Annotated in this window: 16 protein-coding genes; 10 read left to right on the top strand and 6 right to left on the bottom strand. The window is 74.0% G+C overall.

Annotated elements, in window-relative coordinates:
- Positions 1-90: 90 nt before the first annotated feature.
- Positions 91-1,413, top strand: coding sequence for an MFS transporter (locus tag ASC60_RS32930; RefSeq protein WP_055557358.1), 1,323 nt, complete (start codon positions 91-93; stop codon positions 1,411-1,413).
- Here ASC60_RS32930 and ASC60_RS32925 read toward each other — a convergent pair.
- The 4 genes from ASC60_RS32925 to ASC60_RS32910 form a co-directional block, all read right to left on the bottom strand.
- Positions 1,388-2,011: a flavin reductase family protein gene (locus ASC60_RS32925; protein WP_055557357.1), complete on the bottom strand. Its 624-nt coding sequence runs from the start codon at positions 2,009-2,011 to the stop codon at positions 1,388-1,390. The two genes, ASC60_RS32930 and ASC60_RS32925, sit on opposite strands and share 26 nt — an antisense overlap.
- A 71-nt stretch (positions 2,012-2,082) precedes the next feature.
- A complete protein-coding gene (locus ASC60_RS32920; RefSeq protein WP_055557356.1) occupies positions 2,083-2,901 on the bottom strand; it encodes an enoyl-CoA hydratase/isomerase family protein in 819 nt (272 codons plus the stop codon).
- 55 nt (positions 2,902-2,956) lie between these two features.
- A complete protein-coding gene (locus tag ASC60_RS32915; protein WP_055557355.1) occupies positions 2,957-5,197 on the bottom strand; it encodes an acetate--CoA ligase family protein in 2,241 nt (746 codons plus the stop codon).
- Positions 5,198-5,415: 218 nt separating this feature from the next.
- Positions 5,416-6,573: an NAD(P)/FAD-dependent oxidoreductase gene (locus ASC60_RS32910; RefSeq protein WP_055557354.1), complete on the bottom strand. Its 1,158-nt coding sequence runs from the start codon at positions 6,571-6,573 to the stop codon at positions 5,416-5,418.
- A 200-nt stretch (positions 6,574-6,773) separates the two neighbouring features.
- Here ASC60_RS32910 and ASC60_RS32905 point away from each other — a divergent pair, with 200 nt between their 5' ends.
- The 7 genes from ASC60_RS32905 to ASC60_RS32875 all read left to right on the top strand — a co-directional run bounded on the left by ASC60_RS32905 (position 6,774) and on the right by ASC60_RS32875 (position 13,111).
- Positions 6,774-7,217 (top strand): Zn-ribbon domain-containing OB-fold protein, encoded by a 444-nt coding sequence (locus ASC60_RS32905; protein ID WP_055557353.1) that lies wholly within the window; start codon positions 6,774-6,776, stop codon positions 7,215-7,217.
- Between the two features lie 179 nt (positions 7,218-7,396).
- Positions 7,397-9,055 carry an ATP-binding protein gene (locus tag ASC60_RS32900; protein ID WP_107097233.1) on the top strand — a complete coding sequence of 553 codons (1,659 nt, stop codon included), beginning with the start codon at positions 7,397-7,399 and terminating at the stop codon, positions 9,053-9,055.
- The gene (locus ASC60_RS32895; protein ID WP_055557351.1) at positions 9,052-9,468 is read left to right on the top strand and encodes a roadblock/LC7 domain-containing protein; all 417 of its coding nucleotides are present in this window, start codon (positions 9,052-9,054) and stop codon (positions 9,466-9,468) included. Before ASC60_RS32900 ends, ASC60_RS32895 begins: the two co-directional genes overlap by 4 nt.
- Positions 9,465-9,866: a DUF742 domain-containing protein gene (locus tag ASC60_RS32890; RefSeq protein WP_055557350.1), complete on the top strand. Its 402-nt coding sequence runs from the start codon at positions 9,465-9,467 to the stop codon at positions 9,864-9,866. Before ASC60_RS32895 ends, ASC60_RS32890 begins: the two co-directional genes overlap by 4 nt.
- The gene (locus tag ASC60_RS32885) at positions 9,847-10,473 is read left to right on the top strand and encodes an ATP/GTP-binding protein (protein WP_234357233.1); all 627 of its coding nucleotides are present in this window, start codon (positions 9,847-9,849) and stop codon (positions 10,471-10,473) included. The genes ASC60_RS32890 and ASC60_RS32885 overlap by 20 nt, the downstream gene beginning before the upstream one ends.
- Positions 10,470-11,864, top strand: coding sequence for a cytochrome P450 (locus ASC60_RS32880; RefSeq protein ID WP_234357232.1), 1,395 nt, complete (start codon positions 10,470-10,472; stop codon positions 11,862-11,864). The genes ASC60_RS32885 and ASC60_RS32880 overlap by 4 nt, the downstream gene beginning before the upstream one ends.
- Positions 11,855-13,111 (top strand): cytochrome P450, encoded by a 1,257-nt coding sequence (locus tag ASC60_RS32875; protein ID WP_234357231.1) that lies wholly within the window; start codon positions 11,855-11,857, stop codon positions 13,109-13,111. The genes ASC60_RS32880 and ASC60_RS32875 overlap by 10 nt, the downstream gene beginning before the upstream one ends.
- Positions 13,112-13,202: 91 nt before the next feature.
- Here the strand turns inward: ASC60_RS32875 and ASC60_RS32870 are convergent, their stop codons facing one another.
- Together ASC60_RS32870 and ASC60_RS32865 are read right to left on the bottom strand one after the other, a co-directional pair.
- Positions 13,203-13,916, bottom strand: a complete 714-nt coding sequence (locus ASC60_RS32870; RefSeq protein ID WP_055557349.1) for a pyridoxal 5'-phosphate synthase — start codon at positions 13,914-13,916, stop codon at positions 13,203-13,205.
- Between the two features lie 56 nt (positions 13,917-13,972).
- Positions 13,973-15,142 (bottom strand): acetyl-CoA acetyltransferase, encoded by a 1,170-nt coding sequence (locus ASC60_RS32865; protein WP_055557348.1) that lies wholly within the window; start codon positions 15,140-15,142, stop codon positions 13,973-13,975.
- A gap of 69 nt (positions 15,143-15,211) precedes the next feature.
- Between ASC60_RS32865 and ASC60_RS32860 the strand changes: the two genes are divergently transcribed.
- On the top strand, positions 15,212-16,423 hold the full coding sequence (locus tag ASC60_RS32860; protein ID WP_055557347.1) for an acyl-CoA dehydrogenase family protein: 1,212 nt from the start codon (positions 15,212-15,214) through the stop codon (positions 16,421-16,423).
- Positions 16,424-16,440: 17 nt separating this feature from the next.
- Positions 16,441-16,935 carry a nitroreductase family deazaflavin-dependent oxidoreductase gene (locus tag ASC60_RS32855; protein WP_234357230.1) on the top strand — a complete coding sequence of 165 codons (495 nt, stop codon included), beginning with the start codon at positions 16,441-16,443 and terminating at the stop codon, positions 16,933-16,935.
- Positions 16,936-16,999: the final 64 nt, after the last annotated feature.

The following is a 16,999-nucleotide window of genomic DNA, read 5'->3' as shown; positions in this document are numbered from 1 at the left end:
GCCTCCTGTCGCGGTGGTATGGCCCGATCCTAGCGAATACTGTCCCACGGGCCACTCGATCGTGGGGAGGCGCCACCCGATGCTGGTCCGGTGACGCAGACAACCGAACGTCCCCAGGCCCCCGGACAGAACGAGAAACCGGGCCGGTCCCGCCTGCGCCGCCCGCACCGGGCCTGGCTGGTCGCCGCCGTCACCTTCATGACGATCACCATGGCGGCCGGATTCGCCTCCCTGCCCGGACTGCTGATCGACCCGCTGCACGAGGAGTTCGGCTGGTCGCGCGGCACCATCGGCTTCGCCGTTTCCGTCAACCTCGCGCTGTACGGGCTCACGGCGCCATTCGCCGCCGCCCTGATGGACCGCTTCGGCGTCCGTCAGGTCGTCGCCGTCGCGCTGACGGTCATCGCCGTCGGTGGCGGTCTGACGGTTTTCATGACATCCCCCTGGCAGCTGATCCTGTGCTGGGGCGTGCTCGTCGGCCTCGGCAGCGGGGCCATGGCGCTCGCCTTCGCCGCGACCATCACCAACCGGTGGTTCGTCGCGCGGCGCGGCCTGGTCACCGGCGTCCTCACCGCGGGCGGGGCGTCCGGCCAGCTCGTCTTCCTGCCGCTGCTCTCCTGGATCGTGGAGCGGCAGCACGACTGGCGGCCCGCCGCCATGGTCGTCACGGTCGCCGCCCTCACCATCGTGCCGTGCGTGGTGCTGCTCCTGCGCGATTACCCGTCCGACGTCGGGCTCACCGCGTACGGGGCCGACGGCCCGCCCACCCCCAGGCCCGCCCCCCGGCGGGGCGCCGCCCGGCGCGCGGTGACGGCCCTCGTCTCGGCCTCGCGGACGGGGACGTTCTGGCTCCTCGCCGGGACGTTCGCGGTCTGCGGCGCCTCCACCAACGGCCTGGTCAAGACCCACTTCGTGCCCGCAGCGCACGACCACGGCATGCCCGTGACGGCGGCCGCGGGGCTGCTCGCGGTGATCGGCGTCTTCGACATCGTGGGGACGATCGGCTCCGGCTGGTTCACCGACCGGTTCGACGCGCGGCGGCTGCTGGCCGTGTACTACGCGCTGCGCGGGCTGTCCCTGATGGTCCTGCCGCTGCTCCTGGACGACGCGGTGCGCCCGCCGATGATCTTCTTCATCGTCTTCTACGGGCTCGACTGGGTGGCCACGGTGCCGCCGACGATCGCGCTGTGCCGGGAGTGGTTCGGGGAGGACAGCGCCATCGTGTTCGGGTGGGTGCTGGCGTCGCACCAGGTGGGCGCGGGGCTCGTGGCGTTCGCCGGGGGCATGGCGCGGGACGCGTTCGGGTCGTACGACCTGGTCTGGTACGGCGCGGGCGGGCTGTGCGCGGTGGCGGCGCTGATGGCGCTGGTGATCCGGCGCGGTGCCGCTACCGCCCCGGCGCCAGCCCTGTGAACGAGCCGCGGTGGAAGAGCAGGGGGCCGTCGGCCGCCGCCTGTTCGTCGGTGTCCAGGGCGCACACCCGGCCCACCACCACCAGATGGTCGCCGCCGGTGTGGACCGTGTGGACGGTGCAGTCGATCCAGGCCGGGGCGCCCGTGAGCCGGGGGGAACCGGTGACGGGGCACGGGGTGTAGGGGACACCGGCGAACTTGTCCGGCCGGTCCGCGGAGCTGACCGCGAACGACCGGCACAGCTCGGCCTGCGCCGCGCCCAGGACGCTGACGCAGAAGACGCCGCTGCGGGCGATGCGGGGCCAGGTCGTGGACGTACGGGCCACCATGAAGGCGATCAGCGGCGGGTCGAGGGACAGCGACGTGAACGACTGGCACGCGAAGCCAGTCGGACCCGCCTCGTCGGTGGTCGCGATCACGGTGACGCCGCTCGCGAAGTGGCCCAGGACCCGGCGGAATTCCGCCGGGGCCAGGGGCGGGCGCTCATCCTCCTGTACGGCGCGCAGCGCGCGGCGCGCGCTGGGCCGGGGCGGCAGCGGTGGCCCGGCGGTGGTGGGCGAACCGGCCGAGCGCAGATAGCGGACGGCGGTGGCGGCCATTCCGGCGTGTCCCATCATGGTTTTCGCATCTCCTCGTCGTTCCGTCTCTCTTCTCTCTTCCGGCGGACCGCTCAGCGGCCCCGGTAGACCGGCGCGCGGCGTTCGACGAAGGCGCGGACGCCCTCGTTCGCGTCGGCCGTGGTCATGTTGGTCTCCTGGGCGGCCGCCTCGGCGGCGAAGGCGGCCGCACGGCCGGACTCCAACGAGGCGTTGACCAGCGCCTTGGTGGCCGCGAGGGCGCGGGTGGGGCCCGCTGCCAGGCGTTCGGCCCAGGCGCGGGCGGTCTTGGCCAGTTCGCCGTCCGGTACGACGCGGTTGACCAGCCCCAGCCGTTCGGCCTCGGCGGCGGGCAGCGCGTCGCCGAAGAACAGCAGCTCCTTCGCCCGCTGGGGGCCGATCAGCCGGGGGAGGAGGTAGGCGCCGCCGCCGTCGGGGACGAGTCCGCGGCGCACGAAGACCTCGGTGAAGGTGGCCGATTCGGCGGCCAGGACCAGATCGCAGGCGAGCGCGAGATGGGCGCCGAGCCCCGCGGCGGTGCCGTTGACGGCGGCGATGACGGGCTTCTCGCAGTCGAGTACGGCGGTGATGAGCCGCTGCGCCCCGCCGCGGATCAGCCGGGCCACGTCGCCGGCGATCCGCTCGGCCGGGGCGGACGGGGCGCCGCGCAGATCGGCGCCCGCGCAGAAGCCCTTGCCGGTGGCGGTGAGCACGACGGCCCGTAACTCCGGGTCGGCGGAGGCCTGATCGAGCCGGAGAATCAGGCGTTCGCGCTGGTCGGGAGTGAGGGCGTTGAGGGCGGAGGGGCGGTCCAGGGTGATCCAGGCGACCCCGTTGTCAGTGGCGTGCCGTACAACGGAATCGAGCACTTCTTCGGGGGAGGGAGACGTCATGGGAAGGCTCCTCAGGCTGTGGGCGCGGCGCGTGCGCTCGGCGGCGTGCGGGCGCTCAGCGGCAGACCGCCAGCGCGTCGAGGGCCACCGCGCCCTGGCCGCGGGGCAGCACCATCAGGGGGTTGACGTCGAGTTCGGCGAGCTGGTCGCCGAGTTCCAGGGCCATGCGCTGCACCCGCAGCACGACCTCGACCAGGGCGTCCACATCGCACGGGGGCGCGCCGCGTACGCCGTCGAGGAGGGCGTGGCCGCGCAGTTCGGCGAGCATGGCGCGGGCCTGGTCCTCGCCGAACGGGGGGACGCGGACGGCGGTGTCGCGCAGCACCTCCACGAGCACGCCGCCGATGCCGACGGTCACGGTGGGCCCGAAGAGGCTGTCGTGGGTGACGCCGACGACCATTTCGACGCCGCGCTCGACCATCTGGCACACCAGGACGCCGTCGAGTTCGACGCCTTCGTAGCGGGCGATGTCGGTGAGTTCGCGGTAGGTGTCGCGGACCTGGCTGGCGGAGGTCAGGCCGAGGCGGACCAGGCCGAGTTCGGTCTTGTGGGCGAGCTGGGGCGCGGACGCCTTCATGACGACGGGGTAGCCGACGAGCCCGGCGGCGCGGACGGCCGCGGCGGCGCTGGTGACGAGCTGTTCGCGCGGCACCCGGATGCCGTAGGCGCGCAGCAGCTGCTTGGCGGCGTGTTCGCTCAGCCGCTCGCCGGGGCGCAGCAGTCCGCTCGCCTTGCGCATCGACGGGGAGGGGGTGCGCGGGGCGTCGTCGAAGGGGGAGCGGTAGGAGGCGGTGAAGCGGTGGTGGCCCAGATAGGCGCGGACGGCGGTGAGGCAGTTGCCGACGGTGCGGAAGGTGGCGACGCGGGAGGAGCCGAGGAGGGTGGTGCGGTAGGCGTCCTCGGTGCCGACGGGGGAGCCCCACACCACGCAGACGAGTTTGTCGGTGCGTTCCGCGGCGTCCACCAGGTCCTGGGCGAGCTTGTCGCTCATCGGCGGGAAGGGACCGGTGATGGGGCAGATCAGCACGCCCACGGCCGGGTCGGCGAGGATCGCGTCGATGATTTTCGGGCCGCGCCAGTCGCCCACGGGGTGGCCGCCGTTGTCGACCGGGTTGGCGACGCCGAGGTCGTCGGGTATCCACTGGTGGAGTTCGGCCTGCTTCTCGGCGGAGAGGACGGGCATCGGGAGCCCGGCCGCGGTGGCGAGGTCGGCGACGTGGGCGCCGGTGCCCCCGGAGATCGAATACACCACGACGCCCTCGGCGCGCGGGGGCCGGGCGCGGGCGAGCAGCGCGGCGGTGTCCTGGAGTTCGTCCAGGCCGTCCACCCGGATCACGCCGAACTGGCGCATGGCCGCGTCCACGACGGTGTCCGCGCCGGTCAGTTTGCCGGTGTGGGAGGCGGCGGTGCGGGCGCCGGTCTCGGTGCGGCCGACCTTGACGGCGACGACGGGCACCTTGGCGCGGGCGGCCCGGTCGGCGGCGAGGAGGAAGCCGCGGCCGTCCTTGAGCCCTTCCGCGTACAGGGCGATGGCGCCGACCTCGGGCCGGGTGGTGAAGTACGAGAGGAAGTCGGCGCTCTCCAGGTCTGCCTCGTTGCCGGTGGGGGCCCAGTGGCTGAGCCGGATGCCCAGTTCCTGGAGGGTGTAGAGGGGGCGCCCCTGGTGGCCTGACTGGGTGATGAGGGCGATGGCGGGCCCTTCGAGGTCGTCGCGGAACTCCTCGAAGGCGTTGAGGTTGGTGTTGGGGCCCAGCAGCCGCAGCCCGGCGCGGCGGGCTGCGGCGGTCAGCCGGGCCTGGGCGGCGGCGCCCTCGGCGCCGGTCTCGGCGAAGCCGGAGGCGAAGACGACGGCGAACTTGACCTTGACCTGGGCCAGTTCCTCGATGACCGGGAGGGGGTCGCGGACGAGGAGGACGGCGAGGTCGACGGGTTCGGGCAGTTCGGCGACGGAGGGGACGCAGGGGAGGCCGAAGACGGCCGGACGGGAGGGATGGACGGGGTGCAGCCGGGCGCCTACGCGTGTCGCCCAGGCGAGGAGCTGCCGGGTGATGCCGGTGCCCGGGCGGCCTTCGGTGTCGGACGCGCCGATGAGGGCCACCGCCTCGGGGCGGAAGAAGCGGTCCAGGTCGGGGACGTCGGAGTGCAGCGGCCGGCCGCTGACGTCCAGGTCCTCGGCGTCGTCGGGGGCCGAGGCGCTGCTGTGGACGTGGACGGCGGGGCCGGGGGGCCGCCCGCAGGCGACGGCGCGGGCGTGACGGGAGTTGGTGGTGAGGGTGCCGTGAGTCGATCCAAGCATTGGGTATCCGCCACTCCTGCTCGTTGGCCAATAACCAGGTAACTGACGCCCAGTCACATTACTGAGTAGTCAGGCTACAGAGGTGACGGGCTGTCAGGAATGCTCGGTGCGCGGAGAACACGCAGGGTGACGCTGTGCCGTTACCGGCGGTACGGCGCGACGGCAACAAGAGCGTGCCCGCCCGGCGGGGTGCTCACGCCGCCGGGCGGGCGGCGAAATCAAGCCGTCGTGCGGGACACCGCCCCGGCGATCTTCTTCGCGTCCAGGGCCAGTTCGCGCAGCATGCCGCTGATCGGGTTCGTATAGCCCGTGAAATACAGGCCCGGTGCGGTGCGCAGGGTCCGCCTGCCGTGGGTGAGCGGATGCCCGCGGTCGTCCAGCACGCCCAAGTGTCCGACCAGGTCCTCCAGCCCGCGCCGGTAGCCGGTCGCCGCGATCACCGCCTCCGGGCCGATGCGCGAGCCGTCGGCCAGCACCACCTTGTCCTGATCCAGGGACTCGACCGCGGCGACCACCTCCACCCGCCCCGTCCGCACCGCGTCCACCAGCCCCACGTCCTGCACCGGGATCGCGCCCTGCCGCACCCGGGTGTAGAGCCCGGTGTCCGGCCACGGCAGTCCGTGCGCGGACAGATCCGGCATGCTCAGGCGGCACATCACCCGCGCCGCCCGGTCCACCGCGCCCCGCGGCAGCCGCCGCACCAGGATGCCGGTGCGCTGCGCGGGCCAGCCCGCCGTCGAGCGGCGCAGAATGTGCGGCACGGTGCGAACCGCCAGCCGCACCCGCGCCGCGCCGCCCTCGACCAGGTCGACCGCGATCTCCGCGCCGGTGTTGCCGACCCCGACCACCAGCACGTCCCGGCCCTCGTACGGGCGGGCGTCGCGGTAGCGGTGGGCGTGCAGCAGCTCGCCGGTGAAGGTGTCCCGGCCCGGCCAGTCCGGCAGCCGCGGCGTGTGGTTGTAGCCGGTCGCGACCACGGCCACCGGTGAGCGCAGCTCGCGCCCGCCGCCGGCCCGCAGCACCCAGCCGGTGTCGTCGCCGGCCCGGTCGATCCGGGTCACCTCCACGCCCGTGGCGATCTCCAGCCGGTGGTGCTCCGCGTACCGCTCCAGATAGCGCACCACGTCGTCCCGGGCGACCCAGCGCCCGTACGCGCGCGGAATCGGCAGCCCGGGCAGCGCGGAGAGGCGGCGGGTGGTGTGCAGGCGCAGCCGGTCGTAGTGGCTCCGCCAGGAGGCGGCGACCGTATCGGACTTCTCCAGGACCACGGCGTGGATGCCGCGCGCGCCCAGCGCGGCGGCGGTGGCGAGCCCGCCCGGTCCGCCGCCGATCACATAGACGGGTGAGGGGGATCTCGTGGGGAGACTGTCGGCCATGGTGGCGAGCGTAGTCGGCTGCTTGACGGGTTTCGGTCAAAGGAATTCCGAATCGGTTGCGGATCGGTCACGGGCACGGCGGGCCGGGTGCTCCCCGCCCGCGGACCGCCCCTTGCGCGGGCCCTCCTGGCCGCCTGAAACTGATGTGCCGTCAGAAAAGAGCGGTGCGCCGCCGTGCGGCGGCCGGAAGGAGTGTGCCCATGAGCGGCCCCGACGCCTCCGGTGCCCCCGCGGCCCCCCGCTTCGACCTGCCCGAAACCGACCCCTTCACCCGGACCTACTGGGACGCCGCCGCCGAAGGGCGGCTGCTGATCCGCCGCTGCGCCGGCTGCGGCCGGGCCCACCACTACCCCCGCGAGTTCTGCCCGCACTGCTGGGGCGAGGACGTCGCCTGGGAGGACGCGAGCGGCGCCGCCACCCTCTACGCCTGGTCCGAGGTGCACCGCAACGACCTCCCGCCGTTCGGCGCCCAGGTCCCGTACACCGCCGCCGTCGTGGATCTCGCCGAGGGGCCGCGGATGATGACCCGGATCGTCGACCACCCGGCGGACGGGCTGCGCGCCGGTATGCGGCTGCGTGTCGCCTTCCGGTCGCTCGCCGACGGAGCCCCGGCCGTCCCCGTCTTCCGGCCACTGTCTGAATGATCAGGCCGAATTCTCATCTGCGAGCAGAATAATTTGATGATCGATCTTGAACAATCACTCGGCCAGGTGCCTAGACTGACCGCCTAACTTCCGCCTTTTACCGAGGACTTACTCTTTCGAGCCATGCCCAAGGCGCCCGGCGGCTGTTGCCTGCTTCACCTCCCGGCCGCGAGGAATCGATGACTCCGATACACCCCGATCAGCGCGAGCGGTCGCGTGTCCACCGGTGGGACTCACCCGCCAGGAGGGCCGTTCTCGGCCTTCTGGTGACGGTCCCCGTGCTCGGCATCGCCGGGTGGGCGGCGGCGGCAGCCGCGCCCGACGCGGCGAGACCCGCGGTGATCGGATGCGCGGTCGTGGCCGGGGTGCTGGTGGGCGCCGCGGTCGCGGCGGCGGCGCACCGCGGCGCGGCCCTCGCGCGGGCCGCGATGGCCGTACGGGCGCTGGAGTTCCGGGCGGCGCAGGCCGAGTCACGGGCCGCCGAGGCCGGGGCCATCGCGGAAACGAACCGGCTGGCCGCCGAGCGCGCCGAAGCCGAGGTCCGCGAGCTGAGGGAGCGGGCCGCCGCCTCCGAGCGACGGGCCGCCGCCGCGGAACAGCAGGCCGCCGCGGCCGAGCGGGACCTCGGCCACACCGTCGGCACCGCGCTGCCCGCCCTCGTCGAGCAGCTGCGTGGCCGGGTCCCGGTGGAGGAGGCGCTGACCGGGATCGGGCAGCCCGCCACCGGCCCGCTGCGCGACCTGCTGCGGACCGTGGGCGGCGAACTGTCCCGGGAGCGGCAGAAGCGCACCGAGATGGTGGCCGCGTTCCGCAGCATCGCCGGTCGCCTCCAGGCGCTGGTCGCCGGGAACCTCGCCCGGCTGCGGGAGATGCAGGACCGCTACGAGGCCGACGCCCTCGACGACCTCTTCCAGCTCGACAGCACCACCTCCCAGACCGGCCGGATGGCCGACCGCATCGCCGTTCTCACCGGCGCGCTGTCCGGCAAGCACTGGCCCAGGCCCATCGTGATCTGGCGGGTGCTGCGCGCCGCCACCTCCCGTATCGAGGGGCTGGAGCGGGTCGAGATCCGTTGTACCAGCGAACAGGCCGTGGTCGGCGCCGCCGCCGAGAAGGTGATCACGCTCCTCGCCGAGCTGATCGACAACGCCGTGAGCTTCTCGCCGCCCTCCACCCTCGTGAACGTCTACGTCCAGGAGGTTCCGCGCGGGCTCGCCGTCGAGATCGCGGACAGCGGCCTCGCCATGCGGCCCGACATGCTCGCCCGGGCGCAGCAGGCGGTCACCGACGACCCGTCGAGCATGCTGAAGCTGTCCGGCACCCGGCAGGGTCTGCTGGTGGTGGGCATGATCGCCCGTAAGTTCGGGCTGCTCGTGCGGTATCAGTCGTCCGCGACCGGCGGTACGGCGGTCACCGTGCTGATCCCGCAGCAGCTGCTCACCGAGCCCCGCGCCGAGCACGACGCCCCCGGCCACGAGGCGTCCGGTCACGAGACGTCCGGTCACGACGCCCCGGGTCACCACACCGCCGCGCCCCCGCTCCCCTCCCGCAGGCCGCCGTCACGGCCGTGGTCGCCGCCCGAGGAGCCGTCCGACGAGCGGCCCGGAAAGGGGTCGGAGGAGCGGTCCGGTGCGCATCCGCTCACCCCCGAGGGGCTGCCGAGGCGCCGGCGCAAGCAGGTCGAGACCGGCACCGAGCGGGGCGCCGAGCCACCGGCGCCGCCATCTCCCGTACGCAAGAAGCCCGCGGAGGCGGGGGACCGGTTCGGTTCGTTCCACACCGCCGTCAAGCAGGACCGCACTCGCACGACACCACGCTCGGAAGGCACGACCTCATGAACCCGGCTGATCTCGACTGGAAGCTCGATGCCCTGCTGGCGAAGACGCCCGGGGCGCGGCACGCGCTCGCGGTGTCCAACGACGGACTGGTGATCACCCAGTCCTCCGATCTGAGCCGGTCGGACGCGGAGACGCTGGCCGCCATCGCCTCCGGGATCCAGAGCCTGGCCAGAACGGTGTCGACCAAGTTCGGCGACGGCACCGGCAGCGTGGAGCACTCCCTGGTCGCGGTCGGCGGTGCGGTGCTGATGACCGTCGAGGCGGGCGAGGGCGCCCATCTCGCGGTGCTCGCCCGGGAGGACGCCGACCCGGGGATCGTCGGCAACAGCATGTCCGTCCTGGTCGACGGGCTCCTCACGTACATCACCTCGCCGCAGCGCGTGCCCGGGGAGGAGGGCGGCGCGACGGCATGATGCGCTGGGACGTCCATGAACAGCCGGACCGGCTGTTCGCCGCGACAGGGGGACGTAGCCGCGCGTACACGGAGTTCGATCTGGTGTCACTGGTCGTCAGCGAGTCCGAACCGGCCGCGGGCATGGCCCCGGAGGCGGTTCAGATCCTGCGGCTGTGCCGCCATCCGATGGCGCTGGTGGAGGTCTCCGCGCGGTTGCGCATGCCCGTGGGCGTCGTCGCGATCCTGCTGTCCGATCTGCTCGCCGAGGGCCGGATCTCGGTCCGCCATCCCAGCAGCGGGGCCGGTGGCGCCGGGCGGCCGGCCCCGCGGGGCGCCGGGGCCGCCGCCCCGGCACGGCCCCGGCTGCCCGATACCGGCTTGGTCCGAGAGGTGCTCGTTGCACTCAAAAATCTCTGAGACGGTCGACGAGACGGTCGATGTCGAGGCCCCGCTGAGCGATACGGCCCACGAGGCGGTGAAGATCGTGATCTGCGGCGGCTTCGGCGTCGGCAAGACGACCTTCGTCCGGGCCGTCAGCGAGATCGACCCGCTGACGACCGAGGCCGTGATGACCGAGAAGGGCGTGGGGATCGACGAGGTGGCCGGGGTGGAGGGCAAGTCGGCCACCACGGTCGCCTTCGACTTCGGCCGGATCAGCGTCACCGAGCGGATCGTGACGTATCTGTTCGGCGCCCCCGGGCAGAGCCGCTTCCGGTTCCTGTGGGACAACCTGTTCCTGGGCGCCTGGGGCGCGGTGGTCCTGGTGGACAACCGGCGGCTGGCGGACTCGTTCCCCGTCATCGACCACCTGGAGCGCAAGGGGATGCCGTTCGTCGTCGCCCACAACCGCTTCGACGACAGTCCGGACCACACCCTGGACGCCATACGCGGCGCGCTCGACCTCGCGGACGGGATACCGCTGGTCGCCTGCGACGCCCGCTCCCACACCTCGGGCAAGGACGTCCTGGTGGCGCTGCTCGACCATCTCCACACCCTGTCCGCCGCCCAGGAGGCCGCTTCGTGACCCAGCCGACCTCACCATCCGACGAACCCGGCGCACCCGGCGCACCCGGCGCACCGGACGAGCCGGGCCCGCGCGGCGAACCCGCCCCGCCGGAGCCCGTCCCACCGCAGTCCGTCCCAACGGAGCCCGGCCCGCCTCCCATCGAACGGCCCGCGTCCCACGAGGACGCCGCCCTGCTGTTCGGCCCGCGCTTCCAGGACACGCCCGCCGAGGTCTACCGGGAGCTGCGGAACACCTACGGCCCGGTCGCCCCCGTGCTGCTCCCCGGCGGCGTCCCCGCCTGGCTGGTCCTCGGCTACCGCGAACTGCTGCGCGTCACCGAGGACACCAAGGTGTTCGGGCGCGGTTCGGCCCGCTGGCGGCTGTGGCCGCAGATCCCGCCGGACTGGCCGCTGCGTCCGATGGTCGAGGACAACGGGTCGCTGCTGTACCGGGAGGGCGACGACCACCGCAGGCGCGCCGGAGCGGTCGGATCCGCCCTCGAAGCGGTCGATCTCAATCAGATGCAGGACGCGACCCAGTCGTTCGCTCAGGGCCTGATCGAGAAGCTGAGCGAGGGCAGCCGGGCCGATCTGATCGCCGACTACGCCCATCCGCTGCCGGTGCTCGCCCTCAGCCGCGTCCTCGGCCTGTCCGACTCCGAGGGCGTCACCCTGGTGAAGGCGATCAACGACATGGTCGACGGCGGCCCCGACGCCCTGCGCGGGCAGATCGAGGTGCGCGACACCATGGAGCGGCTGGTGGCCCGCAAACGCCGGGACCCCGGGCCGGACACCACCTCCCGGATGCTCGCCGACCACGCCGGTCTCACCGACCAGGAGGTGATCGAGGACCTGATGGTGCTCACCCTCGCCGGACACCAGCCCTGCACGGACTGGATCGGCATGACCCTGTGGCTGCTGCTCACCGACCACGAATACGCGGCCGGCATGGGCGGCGGCCGCCGCTCGGTCCGCCAGGCCATGCACCAGGTGCTGCGCGACCACACCCCGGTGCAGATCTTCGCGGGCCGTTTCACCACCCAGGACACCGTGCTGGGCGCGACCCGCGTCCCGGCCGGGGACCTGGTGCTGCTCGGGCTCGCGGGGGCCAACACCGACCCCTATATCCGTCCGCATGCGGCCGGGGTGATGGCCGGGCCGGAGGGCCACAACGCCTATATGTCGTACAGCCACGGCGAACACCGGTGCCCGTACGCGGGGCAGTGGATCGCCGAGGTCGTCGCCCACACGGCCGTCGAGACGCTGCTGGAGCATCTGCCGGACGTGGAGCTGGCCGTGCCTGCGGACGAGCTGCGCTGGCGCCCCTCGCCCTGGCTGCGCGGCCTGACCTCGCTGCCCGTCACCTACACGCCCGCCCACTCATACACCGGAGGCTTCGGATGGGACTGACCGAGGAAACGATGGGACCGACCGGGGAACGACCCCTCCTGCTCGACCCGACGATCCGCAGCTCCGCCGAGGAGAGCGAACTCCTCTACGCCGCCGGGCCCGTGGTCCGGGTCGAGCTGCCGGGCGGGGTGTCCGCCTGGGCCGTCACCCATGACGCGCCCGCGCGCGAGGTGATGCGCGACAGCCGCTTCGTGAAGGACATCGGCCAGTGGGGTCCCTGGACGCGCGGTGAGATCCCCGCGGACTGGCCGCTGATCGGCCTGGTCGACCTGGGGACCTCGCTGGTCAGCACGGACGGCGCCGAGCACCGGCGGCTGCGCCGCCCGGTGGCCCGGGAGTTCACCCCGCAGCGGGTGGAGGCGCTCCGCGGCCGTGTCGAGGAGATCACCCGCGAGCTGCTCGACCGGACGGCGGAGGCCGCCGCGGCGGAGGGCTCCGGCGGGGTGGTGGACCTCAAGGACACCTTCGCGTTCCCGCTGCCCATCACCGTGGTCGGCGAGCTGTTCGGCATGCCGGTCGAGTGGCACCGGCCGCTGCGGAAGCTGTACGACAGCTTCTTCGACGACAACGCCGCCCCCGAGACCGTCCACGCCACCCTGCAGGGGCTGTACGACTACATTGCCCGGCTGGTCCGGCTCAAGCGCGACGAGCCCGGCGCCGACCTCACCAGCGCGCTGCTGTCGGAACTCGGCGACGACCCGTCGGAGGAGGCCGTCGAGGAGCTGATCGCCACCATCCAGGTCATGATCACCGCCGGGCACGAGACCAGCGTCCACGCGGTCGTGAACGCCGTACGTTCGCTGCTGGACGACCCCGCACAGCTCGACCTCGTCCACAGCGGCCGCTACGACTGGGACGACGTGGTCGAGGAGAGCCTGCGGCTGGACGCCCCGGCGCTGAACTTCCTCTTCCGCTTCGCCACCGAGGACATCGACGTCGCCGGAACGCTGATCCGCGAGGGGGAGGGCGTGGTCATCTCCTACGGCGGCATGGGCCGCGACCGCGCCCAGCACGGCGCGGACGCCGACCGTTTCGACATCGCCCGCCGCCCCCGGCACACCTCCTTCGGCCACGGCCCGCACAGCTGCCCGGGCTCCGCGCTCGCCCGCCTGGAGACCACCATCGCGCTGCGGGAACTCTTCGCCCGCTTCCCCCGCCTGCGGCTCGCCGACCCGGACAGGCCGCTGGAGCGCTCCCCGTCGGTCATCGTCAACGGCCACCGGGCGCTGCCGGTGCGGCTGGCCTGATCAGGGGCCGTTCAGAGCCGGGGGTGTTCAGGGCGGGGGCCGTTCAGAGCCGGGGGTGTTCAGGGCGGGGGCCGTTCAGAGCCGGGGGCGTTCAGGGCCACAGCAACTCGCGCCGCCAGCCGCCGCGTTCCTCCGGGGCGCGGCGGTAGCGGAGCCGGACGTGCCGGCGCCGCGCCTCCTCCTGGTAGAACTCCACCTCGTCCGGCTCCAGGACGTACAGCGTCCAGGTGGGCGCGGTGGCGTCCGGTTCGCGCCCGGCCCGCTGTCGCGCGTCCGCGAAGGCCCGTTCCAGCTCCTCGTACGAACCGAGCACCGCGCTCTGCCGTCCCGCCCCGGCCAGCGCCGCCGCCAGCGCGGCGGGGGAGCGGCCGCGCAGATCGGCCGCGCTCGCCTCGGCTCCGGCCTCCGTGACGCGCCCGCTGATCCGGACCTGGCGTCCGGGGAGCATCCAGTGGAAGCCCAGCGACGCGTACGGGTGCTCGGCCAGCTCGCGGCCCTTGCGGCTGGTGCGATGGGTGCCGAAGTGCCAGCCGCGGGCGTCGGCGTCGTGCAGCATCACCGTGCGCAGGGACGGGCGGCCGTCCGCGCCGGCGGTGGCGAGCATCATCGTGTGCGGGCCCGGTTCGCCGCCTTCGGCGGCCTCGCGCAGCCACCGCCGGAACAGCGGAAGCGGCGCGCCCGGAGCCCGCGCCGGGTCGAACACGGGCAGCTCGGCCCCGTGCGGGACGCGCAAGCCGCGCAGCAGCTCCCGGAAGGCCTGGGCCTCGGCCCGGTCGTCGGCCGCCTCATCACGTACGTCGCTCATGGGGTCCCCATCCGATCACCCGCCGCCGGTCCGGGCAAGGGGAGGACCCCCCCGGCTCAGCCGCGGCCGAGCACGACCGTGCCGGAGGAGCAGAACCAGCCGCCGGTCCCCGAGGCCACGGCCAGTTCCGGCAGCCGCCCGCCCGCCTTGCGCACCTGCCGCGCCCCCGCCTCGCCGCGCAGCTGCCGTACCGCCTCGACCAGCAGGAACAGCCCGCGCATCCCGGGGTGGCAGGCGGACAGGCCGCCGCCGTCGGTGTTGACCGGCAGCGCGCCGCCGAGCGTCAGCCGCCCACCGGAGGCGAACGCGCCCCCCTCGCCCTTGGCGCAGAAACCCAGGTCCTCCAGCGTCACCAGCGTCATATAGGTGAACGCGTCGTACAGCTCCGCCACATCGATCTCCTCCGGCCGCACCCCCGCCCGCGCGAAGGCGTCGCGCCCGGAGGCCGCCGCGGGCGAGACGGTGAAGTCGTCCCACTCGGACAGGGCGGAGTGGGAGACGGCGGTGCCCGAGCCCAGCACCCACACCGGGGCCTTGGCCGTGTCCGCCACAAGGTCCTCGGCCGCCAGCAGCACCGCGCAGCCGCCGTCCGACCGGATGCAGCAGTGCAGCTTGGTGAAGGGGTCGGCGATCATCGGCCCGCTCAGCACGTCCTCGACCGTGATCGGTTCACGGAACATCGCGTCCGGATTGTGCGCGGCGTTGGCGCGCGCCTGCACGGCGATGTCCGCGAGCTGTTCGAGGGTGGTGCCGTACTCGTGCATATGGCGGCGGGCGGCCATCGCGTATTTGGCGACGAGGGTGTGGCCGTACGCGACCTCGAACTGGAGCGGTCCGCGCGCCCCGAAGGAGAGGTTCGCGGTCCGGCGGCCCGCCCGGATGTCGGCGCGGGCGGTCGAGCCGTAGACGAGGAGGACGGCACGGGCGTGACCGGCGGCGATGGCGTCCGCCGCGTGCGCCGCCATGACCTCCCAGGTGGCCCCGCCGACGGCGGTCGAGTCGGTCCAGCCGGGCCGCAGCCCCAGGTACTCGGCCACCTCCACGGGCGCCAGGATGCCGAGCCCCGCCGAGGCGAAGCCGTCCACCACCGAGCGGTCGAGGCCGGAGTCGGCGAGCGCCCGGCGGGCGGCCTGGGCGTGCAGGGTGTACGGGGTGGGGCCGTCGACGCGACCGCAGTCGGCGAGGGCGACGCCGACGACGGCGACCTTACGAGGGGCAGGCGTCATGAATCTGACGGTACATCAGTTCGCTGAGCTAGTATGACTGGTCGTCAGGAACGGGAGGTGGGTCGTCCGATGGATGCCGCGTTCAGCGAGGAGCAGGAGGAGATCCGGCGCACCCTGCGGGAGCTGCTGCGGGGGCGGTGCGGCGGCGTGGAGGTCAAGGCCGCGGTCCGCACCGCCGCCGGATACGACGAGGCGCTGTGGGGGCGACTCGCGCGGCGGCTGGGCCTCCCCGGGCTCGCCCTGCCCACGGCGTACGGCGGCGTCGGCTGCGGGCCCCTCGAGCTGGCGCTCGCCTGCGAGGAGACCGGGCGGGCGCTGCTGCCCTCGCCGCTGCTGGCCACCGCCGTGCTCGCCGCGCCCCTGATCACGGCCCTCGGGACCGGCGCGCAGCGCGCCGAGCTGCTGCCGCGGATCGCGGGCGGCGAGCTGACGGCGGCGCTCGCGGTGCCGGGCCGGGCGCTGTCCCGGGCGCTGGGGCTCGACGGGGAGTCCGGCGGCCGCGGCGAGGCGGACTGGGCGGGCGGCGGGCGCGCGGGCGGGGTCCAGGCCCGGGCCCGGGACGGCGGCTGGCGGCTGTACGGGCAGGTGGAGCAGGTGCTCGACGGGCACAGCGCCCAGCTGCTGCTGGTCGCCGCCCGCGCCGGGGGCTATACGCGCGGCCGCACCCTGGTCTTCGCCGTGCGGGCGGGGGCGGCCGGGCTGGTCCGCGCCCGGCTGACCGCGCTGGACGAGACCCGGCCGCAGGCCCGTGTCGAGCTGCGGGACGTCCCGGCCGAGCTGCTGGGCGAGGACGGCGCGGACGTGGCGGGCGCGCTGGCCGGGCTGGGCGGTCCGGCGGCGGCCGTCCTGGCGGCGGAGGCGGTGGGCGCGGCGGGCGCGGCCCTGGCCCGTACGGTCGACCATGTACGGACGCGGGAGCAGTTCGGCCGCCCGATCGGCTCCTTCCAGGCGGTCAAGCACCGGCTGGCCGATGTGTACGTCGCGGTGCGGGCGGCCCGCTCGGCGGCGTACTACGCGGCGTGGGCGGCGGACGGGCCGGAGGCCCCGGTCGCGGGCCCGCTGGCGCTCGCGTCGGCGCTGGACGCGCAGCGGGCGGCCGCGGGCGAGGCCGTGCAGCTGCACGGCGGCATCGGCATCACCTGGGAGCACGACGTGCATCTGTACCTCAAGCGGGCCGCCTCCGACGAACTGCTCTTCGGCCCCGCCCACCGGCTGCGGGCGCGGGCTGCCGACCGGGGCGGGCTGTTCGCACCGGCCGCCGCCGGGGCGGCGGGCGTCTGATGCCGCCGGGGGCGCGGATGACGCGGCTCGTACAGAAGGTGTCGTCGGGGCGCGCCTTCGCGCGGCTCGCCCCGCGCGTCGTTCCGGCCCTCGACCGGGCCGTCCACCGGCTGACCCGAGGCCGGGTGCTGCCGAGCGCGCGGATGCTGCCCAGCGTGATCCTCACGGCGCGCGGCGCGAAGTCCGGGCTGCCCCGCCGTACGCCGCTGGCCTGCATGCCGGAGGAGGGCGGCGGCTGGATCCTGATCGGCAGCAACTTCGGCCGTCCCGGCCATCCCGCCTGGACGGCCAATCTGCTGCGCCACCCGGACGCGGAGATCAGCTGGCGGGGCCGCGACATCCGGGTCCGGGCCCGTCTGCTGGAGGGCCCGGAGCGGGAGCGGACCTGGTCGGCGGTGGTGGCCTTCTGGCCGCCGTATGCCGGCTATCAGGCGCGGGTGGAGCGCCGGATCCGGCTGTTCCGCCTGGAGCCGGTGGGGCCGGAGGAGCCGTGGTCCGGGCCGGAATCGTGAGGCGGCCAGGGGGGCACCGGAAACCCGGGACCGAAACGGCCGCGGCGGGCCACTCGTGTCGAGT

This window comes from Streptomyces sp. NBRC 110028 (genome assembly GCF_001417735.1).
Lineage (GTDB): Bacteria > Actinomycetota > Actinomycetes > Streptomycetales > Streptomycetaceae > Streptomyces.
The sequence above is the reverse complement of the archived record's forward strand: the minus strand, read 5'-3'. Positions and strand labels throughout refer to the sequence as shown.

Excerpts from the sequence above, each read along its gene's own strand:
- ASC60_RS32875 (WP_234357231.1), top strand. The coding sequence starts at position 11,855 with ATGGGACTGACCGAGGAAACGATGGGACCGACCGGGGAACGACCCCTC.
- ASC60_RS32900 (WP_107097233.1), top strand. The coding sequence starts at position 7,397 with ATGACTCCGATACACCCCGATCAGCGCGAGCGGTCGCGTGTCCACCGG.
- ASC60_RS32860 (WP_055557347.1), top strand. The coding sequence starts at position 15,212 with ATGGATGCCGCGTTCAGCGAGGAGCAGGAGGAGATCCGGCGCACCCTG.
- ASC60_RS32890 (WP_055557350.1), top strand. The coding sequence starts at position 9,465 with ATGATGCGCTGGGACGTCCATGAACAGCCGGACCGGCTGTTCGCCGCG.
- ASC60_RS32910 (WP_055557354.1), bottom strand. The coding sequence starts at position 6,573 with ATGGCCGACAGTCTCCCCACGAGATCCCCCTCACCCGTCTATGTGATC.
- ASC60_RS32855 (WP_234357230.1), top strand. The coding sequence starts at position 16,441 with ATGACGCGGCTCGTACAGAAGGTGTCGTCGGGGCGCGCCTTCGCGCGG.
- ASC60_RS32895 (WP_055557351.1), top strand. The coding sequence starts at position 9,052 with ATGAACCCGGCTGATCTCGACTGGAAGCTCGATGCCCTGCTGGCGAAG.
- ASC60_RS32925 (WP_055557357.1), bottom strand. The coding sequence starts at position 2,011 with ATGGCCGCCACCGCCGTCCGCTATCTGCGCTCGGCCGGTTCGCCCACC.
- ASC60_RS32905 (WP_055557353.1), top strand. The coding sequence starts at position 6,774 with ATGAGCGGCCCCGACGCCTCCGGTGCCCCCGCGGCCCCCCGCTTCGAC.
- ASC60_RS32920 (WP_055557356.1), bottom strand. The coding sequence starts at position 2,901 with ATGACGTCTCCCTCCCCCGAAGAAGTGCTCGATTCCGTTGTACGGCAC.
- ASC60_RS32870 (WP_055557349.1), bottom strand. The coding sequence starts at position 13,916 with ATGAGCGACGTACGTGATGAGGCGGCCGACGACCGGGCCGAGGCCCAG.
- ASC60_RS32865 (WP_055557348.1), bottom strand. The coding sequence starts at position 15,142 with ATGACGCCTGCCCCTCGTAAGGTCGCCGTCGTCGGCGTCGCCCTCGCC.
- ASC60_RS32915 (WP_055557355.1), bottom strand. The coding sequence starts at position 5,197 with ATGCTTGGATCGACTCACGGCACCCTCACCACCAACTCCCGTCACGCC.